At 61.4% G+C, this 6,848-nt stretch carries 7 protein-coding genes; 2 read left to right on the top strand and 5 right to left on the bottom strand.

The features are described 5' to 3' along the window. On the bottom strand, positions 1 to 2,474 hold a 2,474-nt coding region (gene ileS, locus VL202_RS20770), incomplete at its 3' end, for an isoleucine--tRNA ligase (protein ID WP_325465969.1). 220 nt (positions 2,475 to 2,694) lie between these two features. Here ileS and VL202_RS20765 point away from each other — a divergent pair. Together VL202_RS20765 and VL202_RS20760 are read left to right on the top strand one after the other, a co-directional pair. Continuing rightward, the gene (locus VL202_RS20765) at positions 2,695 to 3,069 is read left to right on the top strand and encodes a DUF1902 domain-containing protein (RefSeq protein WP_325465968.1); all 375 of its coding nucleotides are present in this window, start codon (positions 2,695 to 2,697) and stop codon (positions 3,067 to 3,069) included. Then, positions 3,069 to 3,266, top strand: coding sequence for a type II toxin-antitoxin system HicA family toxin (locus VL202_RS20760; protein ID WP_325465967.1), 198 nt, complete (start codon positions 3,069 to 3,071; stop codon positions 3,264 to 3,266). The genes VL202_RS20765 and VL202_RS20760 overlap by 1 nt, the downstream gene beginning before the upstream one ends. 6 nt (positions 3,267 to 3,272) lie before the next feature. On the opposite strand, the gene VL202_RS20755 is transcribed toward VL202_RS20760, so the two are convergent. The 4 genes from VL202_RS20755 to chrA form a co-directional block, all read right to left on the bottom strand. Beyond that, complete coding sequence (locus VL202_RS20755) at positions 3,273 to 3,512, bottom strand: BrnA antitoxin family protein (protein ID WP_325465966.1); 240 nt, start codon at positions 3,510 to 3,512, stop codon at positions 3,273 to 3,275. Positions 3,513 to 3,577: 65 nt separating this feature from the next. Further along, the gene (locus VL202_RS20750) at positions 3,578 to 4,558 is read right to left on the bottom strand and encodes a bifunctional riboflavin kinase/FAD synthetase (RefSeq protein WP_325465970.1); all 981 of its coding nucleotides are present in this window, start codon (positions 4,556 to 4,558) and stop codon (positions 3,578 to 3,580) included. A 5-nt stretch (positions 4,559 to 4,563) separates the two neighbouring features. Then, on the bottom strand, positions 4,564 to 5,412 hold the full coding sequence (locus VL202_RS20745; RefSeq protein WP_325465965.1) for a TIGR01459 family HAD-type hydrolase: 849 nt from the start codon (positions 5,410 to 5,412) through the stop codon (positions 4,564 to 4,566). Positions 5,413 to 5,535: 123 nt separating this feature from the next. Next, on the bottom strand, positions 5,536 to 6,848 hold a 1,313-nt coding region (gene chrA / locus VL202_RS20740; protein ID WP_325465964.1), incomplete at its 5' end, for a chromate efflux transporter.

Here is a 6,848-nt window from a genome sequence, read left to right as displayed (position 1 = left end):
ACCGGAGCAAGCCAGGTGACAAGGCAATCGAACAGCTTGCGGATGACCGCAAGGCTTGCGCGACGGCGCGGGCTCGACGGGGCGTCGCAATAAAGCGCATCCTTGCGGATGTCGAAATAGAACGCCGACAGCTCGATGTTGGAGAAGTCGATCAGGGCACGGGCAATACGCTTGAAGTCGAAGGCGTCATAGCCTTCGCGCACGAGTTGATCGAGCTCCGACAGGCGATGCAGCATCAGGCGTTCGAGCTCCGGCATCTCGGCGAAGGCGATATCCTCGCCCTTGTCATGCGCCAAAGTGCCGAGCATCCAGCGGATGGTGTTGCGCAGCTTGCGATAGCTGTCGATATTGGTCTGGATGATCGCCTTGCCGAGACGCTGGTCTTCCCAGTAATCGGTGGTGGCGACCCAGAGGCGCAGGATATCGGCGCCCGATTCTTTCATCACGTCCTGCGGGGCCACGACATTGCCCTTGGACTTCGACTGCTTCTCGCCCTTCTCGTCCATCGTGAACCCGTGGGTGACGACGGCATTGTAGGGTGCGCGGCCACGCGTGGCGCAGCTTTCGAGCAACGAGGAATGGAACCAGCCGCGATGCTGGTCGGAGCCTTCGAGATAGACATCGGCCGGCCATTTCAGGTCCGGACGGTCTTCCAGCGTGAACGTATGGGTGCAGCCACTGTCGAACCAGACATCGAGGATGTCCATGACCTGTGTCCACTTCGCATGGTCGTGGTCCTGCCCAAGAAAACGATCCTTGGCACCTTCGGCAAACCAGGCATCCGCGCCTTCGACTTCGAAAGCCGCGATGATGCGGGCGTTGACGGCTTCGTCGATCAGCACTTCACCCTGCTCATCGGCAAAGACGGCGATCGGCACGCCCCAGGCGCGCTGGCGCGACAGCACCCAGTCCGGGCGGTTCTCGATCATGGCGCGCAGTCGGTTCTGGCCGGCGGCCGGCACGAAGCGGGTCTCGTCGATGGCAGAAAGTGCGCGTGAGCGCAGTGTCGTGCCGTCGGCAAGGTCCTTATCCATGTAGACGAACCACTGCGGCGTGTTGCGGAAGATGATCGGCTTCTTCGAGCGCCACGAATGCGGATAGCTGTGCTTCAAACGTCCGCGGGCGAACAGGTTCTTAGCCTCGATCAGCGCCTTCATGACGAGTTCGTTGGCATTGCCCTTCTTGCCGTTGTCATCCATGACGCGGCCGGCGCCGCCTTCCCGATCCGGGCCGAAGCCGGGCGCGTCGGCGGTGTAGAAACCGGCATCATCGACGGTGAACGGGATCTTCGAAGAGATGCCACGCGCTTCCAGAGCCCGGGCGTTGTCCATCCAGGCTTCAAAGTCATCGGCGCCATGGCCGGGAGCCGTGTGGACGAAACCGGTACCGGCGTCATCGGTAACATGGTCGCCAGCGAGAAGCGGGACTTTGAAATCGTAGCCAAGCGCGGCCAGCGGATGGGCGCAGATGATTGAACCAAGCAAATCGGAGCTCAAATCAATCAGGCGCTTGAAGACCAGTTTGCCCTTCGAGGCGGCATCCTCTGCCAGCTTATCGGCAAAGATCAGCTTTTCACCGGGTTGCGGACCGAAATCATTGGCAGCTTCCGTTACTTCATAAAGCCCATAGGAGACACGGGGCGAATAGGCGATCGCCCGGTTGCCCGGGATGGTCCACGGCGTGGTTGTCCAGATGACAACATGCATCTGATCGTCAGCAGGAAGCTCCGTCGCCTCATCGTGCCAATAGGTTGAATGCCCTGTATCATTATCCGAATTCCTTTTGAATCCGCGATCCTTTACCGGGAACTTCACCCAGATCGTGTCGCTCTCGATATCGGCATATTCGACCTCGGCTTCCGCCAGCGCGGTGCGCTCGACGACCGACCACATGATCGGCTTGGAGCCACGGTAGAGCTGGCCGCTCTTGGCGATCTTCAGCAGTTCGCCGGCGATGCGGGCTTCCGAGTGGAAAGCCATCGTCGTGTAGGGATTGTCGAAGTCTCCCTCGATCCCCAGGCGCTTGAACTCGCCGGACTGAATCTTGATCCAGTTGGCGGCGAAGTCGCGGCATTCCTGGCGGAATTCGTTGACCGGAACCTCGTCCTTGTTCTTGCCCTTGGCGCGGTAGGCTTCCTCGATCTTCCATTCGATCGGCAGGCCGTGGCAGTCCCAGCCCGGAACGTAGTTCGAGTCATAGCCGCGCATCTGGAACGAGCGGGTGATGACGTCCTTGAGGATCTTGTTCAGCGCATGGCCGATATGGATGTTGCCGTTGGCATAGGGCGGGCCGTCATGCAGCACGAATTTTTCGCGGCCGGCGGCGGAGGCACGGAGCTTCTTGTAGAGCCCCATCTGCTGCCAGCGGGCAACGGTTTCCGGCTCCTTCTGCGGCAGGCCGGCGCGCATCGGAAATTCGGTTTCCGGCAAGTAGAGCGTCTTGGAATAATCGAGTTTTTCAGCTGTATCGGTCATGGTTTTTGCAATCACTGTTGAGCGCGTGTCGCCGCGCGTGCGAACGGGATATCTTCAAGGGGATAACGGTGGCGCTCCGGTGGAACGCCGAAAACCCGGACCTTCCGGCGGCTATCAAAGCGCTGCGAAGGCCGGGCCAATAATTCGCTGATCACGTATCAATCGACGATATCGGGTCATGGTCGCCGGTTGTTTAAGCGGTTTTCCGGCGAAAAGGAAGATGGAACGCCAAAGTTTCGAACAAGATCCGCATTGCGACCACCGGATGGAACTGCCAGCTCATCCTGTGATACGATCATCGGGATCGCTTCCGGACGAAACGATCGATTGCGGGAGCATGGATATGGTCAAACGGACATTTTTTGTGAAAGCGCTCTGGGACGCAGACGCCCAGGTCTTTTACTCGGAAAGCGACATCGAAGGCCTGCATATCGAAGCCGACACGGTCGAACAGTTCGAAGAGGTAATGTTCGACGCAGCGATAGATCTGATCGTCGCAAACCATATCAGCGCGCCCGATCTCGCCGACACGCCTCTGCGCGATCTCATTCCAGCCATTCTCTGGCAAAGGCCAGATGTCCCGGCGGCGGCATAGTGGCGGAAGGATATTACAAGGTCGTCTGCGACATTCTTCAGGCCCTCGGATATGAATATCAGACGAATGCCAAAGGTTCGCACGAGAAATGGCGATCCCGCGAGACCGGAAAACTGGTGCTCGTTCCGCACAATCTGAAGAGCCGGCACACAGCCAATGCCATCCTCAAAACCGCCGGCTCCAATCGCAAGGTTTGATGTCGCCTAATCCTTCGGATTTGCCGCGACGAACGAACGCAAGGCGTCGTTGATGCGGTCCTGCCAGCCGGGGCCGTCGTCCTGGAAATACCGCAGCACGGAACTGTCGAGTTTCAGGGAGACCAGTTCCTTGGTTTCCGGCAAAGCGCGCTTTTCGACGGCAGGCGCCGGTGCCTTTTTGGCTGGCTTGAACAGGGCTTCGGCAGCGTCCATCGCGCTGACGGGGCGGCGGGGCGTGGTGGCCATGGCTTGATCCTTCGAAAGGGGCGACAGGCCCGTTAACGGTCCGGCATCATGCCGGATTATCCGGTTCAAAATGCGATATTGCGGTCGATCTCGCTCAGCGCCTGCACACCGGACAGAAGCGCACGCGCCTCGGCATCGTCTTGTTTCATCTGCGCCACCAGCGGATCGAGACCGTCGAATTTCAACTCGTCACGCAGATGACCGAAGAAGGACACCGAACAGACCTGCCCGTAGAGATCGCCGGAGAAATCGAACACGAAGGTTTCGAGCAGCGCTGTGCCGTCGCTGTCGACCGTCGGGCGTTTGCCGAAACTGGCGACGCCATCATGCACGCTGCCATCGGCACAGCGGAAACGGACGGCGTAAATGCCGTTCCGGAGTTCGACCTCCGGCGGCAGCCGCATGTTGGCCGTGGGATAACCGAGCGTGCGTCCGAGTTGCTTGCCGCCGATCACCTCCGCCTCGATCGTATAGCGATAGCCAAGCAATCCGGCGGCCTGTGCCACATCGCCTTCGCCGAGCAGGCCGCGGATATGGCTGGAGGAGATGACCGAGGCGTTTTCGTCACGGAAGGCATCGACCAGCGTCACCCCGAAACCGTTCTCGCCGCCAGCCGCCATCAGAAAGGCCGGGCCGCCTTCCCGGCCCTTGCCGAAATGAAAATCGAAGCCGGTTACCACATGGCTGGCATGCAGCCAGTCCATCAGCACGGAACGGATGAAATCGGAGGCGGAAAGCGCGGAGAATGTGCGATCGAACGGATATTCGATGACGGCGGAAAAGCCCATGCCTTCCAGGATGCGGGCCTTGAGCGGCGCGGGTGTCAGGCGGAAAACCGGGCGGTCGGGACGGAAGACGCTGCGCGGATGCGGCTCGAACGTCAGAACGAGAGCGGGAACGCCGCGTGCCCCTGCCTCATCCAGAGCCCTGTTCAGCACCGACTGATGGCCGCGATGGACGCCGTCGAAATTGCCGATGGCGATGACGCCGCTGCGCAACGCCTCCGGCAGGGGTTCGCGCGTTTCGTTGCGATGGAAAACCGTCATATCCGTCACGCGAGCCTCGGCATCCACCATTTGGGGGTGGCGCCTTCGCTTTTCAGGAAGCCCGTCAGCTTTGCCTCGTTGGTCTTTTCCTCCGTCATGTATTCAGCGGCATGAATTCCAGCACTGATATAGAGAACATCGAGGCCGAAATCCTGCGCACCCTTGACGTCCGTCGGCATGCCATCGCCGACCGCGATCACCCGCGACAGATCGAAGCCACCGCGTGCCGCCTTGGCTTCGGACAGCGAGGCACGATAGATCGGCACATAGGGCTTTCCGGAAATGCGGGTTTCCCCGCCCATTTCCGCATAGACTTTTGCGATGGCGCCGGCGCAGGGGATCAGCCGGTGGCCGCGCTCGACGACGAGGTCCGGGTTGGCGCAGATCAGCGGCACCTTGCGCTTGACCATGCCCGAGAGCGTCGCGCGGTAATCCTCGGCCGTTTCCGTCTCGTCGTCGAAGAAGCCGGCGCAGACGATGATCTCGGCATCTTCCGACGACACCATGCTGACGCCCAGTCCCTCGATCAGCGGCAGGTCGCGTTCGGCACCAATGAAATAGATCTTCTTCGGGCCGGCGGTGATCAGCGCGCGGGTCACATCGCCTGATGTCACGATCCGGTCATAGGCGCTGTCCGGCACGCCGAGCCCGCGAATCTGGACGATGACGCCGGGATGCGGGCGGGGCGAATTGGTGATGAGGACGACGGTCAGGCCCATGGCTCGCGCTTCGGTCAGAGCCTCGCAGGCCTCCTTGAAGGCCGCGACGCCATTGTGCAGCACGCCCCAGACGTCGCACAGGACGACGTCGTAGCGGCTGGCGATGTCGCGAAAACTGTTGATCCGAACGGCCATGCTGGCTTCCCGCAGAAAAAATTGGTCGGGGTGACATCGCAGGCAGGCGGCCAAAACACAAGACTGGATGCCGAAAATGGCGGCCGAATCCCAAGGTTTCGGGCATCCGTGGCACTGGCGATGCTAAAAAATGCTGATCAGCCAGCCCGCGCCGGCGCAGATCGCCAGCGTCGTCACCATCCCGCGCTTCAGCCCGAGCAGCAGAACAGCAGCAAGGAGCGTCAGCAGGAATGCCGGCCATTGGAAACTCTGCCAGACGGGAAGCGGCAGCGATAGCGGCCCCGCCGCATATCGCGCGACCTCGGCAAAGAGGACGTGCAGGCCGAACCAGACGGCGAGGTTGAGAATGACGCCGGTGACCGCCGCCGAGATCGCCGCCAGCGCCCCCGACAACGCCCTGTTGTTGCGCAGCGTTTCGACATAGGGCGCGCCGAGGAATATCCACAGGAAACAGGGCGCGAAGGTGACCCAGGTGGCGAGCGTCGCACCGAGCATGCCCGCCCAGAGCGGATCGAGCCCAAGCGGTTCGCGAAAGGCGGCCATGAAGCCGACGAAGGACAGGACCAGAACCAGCGGGCCCGGCGTCGTCTCGGCCAAGGCAAGGCCATCGAGCATTTCGCCCGGCTTCAGCCAATGATAGGTCTCGACCGCCTGCTGCGCGACGTAGGCCAGGACGGCATAAGCGCCGCCGAAGGTCACCACCGCCATTTTCGAGAAGAACAGGCCGATGGCGAGATAGACATTGTCGAAGCCGATCACACCGGCGATCAGCATGAAGGGCGCGATCCACAGCGCCAGCCAGAGACAGAGAACCCGTACCGTGCGACCCCAGTTCGTGGCATGGTCGGGGAAGCCGGCATCGATGACGGATGGCTTGTCGGCCATCGCTCGTTTTGCCGCCGCAGCCACTGCATTTTCGCCCGTGTCCGCCTGCATCCGGGTTGCGATATAGCCGGCAACGCCCGCCGCCAGCACAACCAGGGGAAACGGCAGATCGAACAGGAAGAGCGCGGCGAAGGCAAGCCCGGCGACGATCAGCGAGAACCGCGTCTTCAGCGCCCGCCGGCCCATCCGGATGACCGCTTCGATTACGATCGCCAGCACAGCAGCCTTCAATCCGAAGAACAGGCTGGAAAGCCAATCCGTCTGATGAAACAGCGCATAGGCCGACGACAGGCCGAGGATGACGAAGAAGCCCGGCAGGATGAACAGCAGACCGGCGACGATGCCGCCACGGGTGCCGTGCAGCAACCAGCCGATATAGGTGGCGAGTTGCTGCGCCTCCGGTCCCGGCAGCAGCATGCAGAAATTCAGCGCATGCAGGAACCGGCTTTCGGAGATCCACCGGCGCTCCTCCACCAGTTCCTTGTGCATGAGGGCGATCTGCCCGGCCGGGCCGCCGAAACTCAACAGGCCGATCTTCGCCCAGACTTTCG

Source organism: Pararhizobium sp., from assembly GCF_035497515.1.
GTDB lineage: Bacteria > Pseudomonadota > Alphaproteobacteria > Rhizobiales > Rhizobiaceae > Pararhizobium.
The sequence above is the reverse complement of the archived record's forward strand: the minus strand, read 5'-3'. Positions and strand labels throughout refer to the sequence as shown.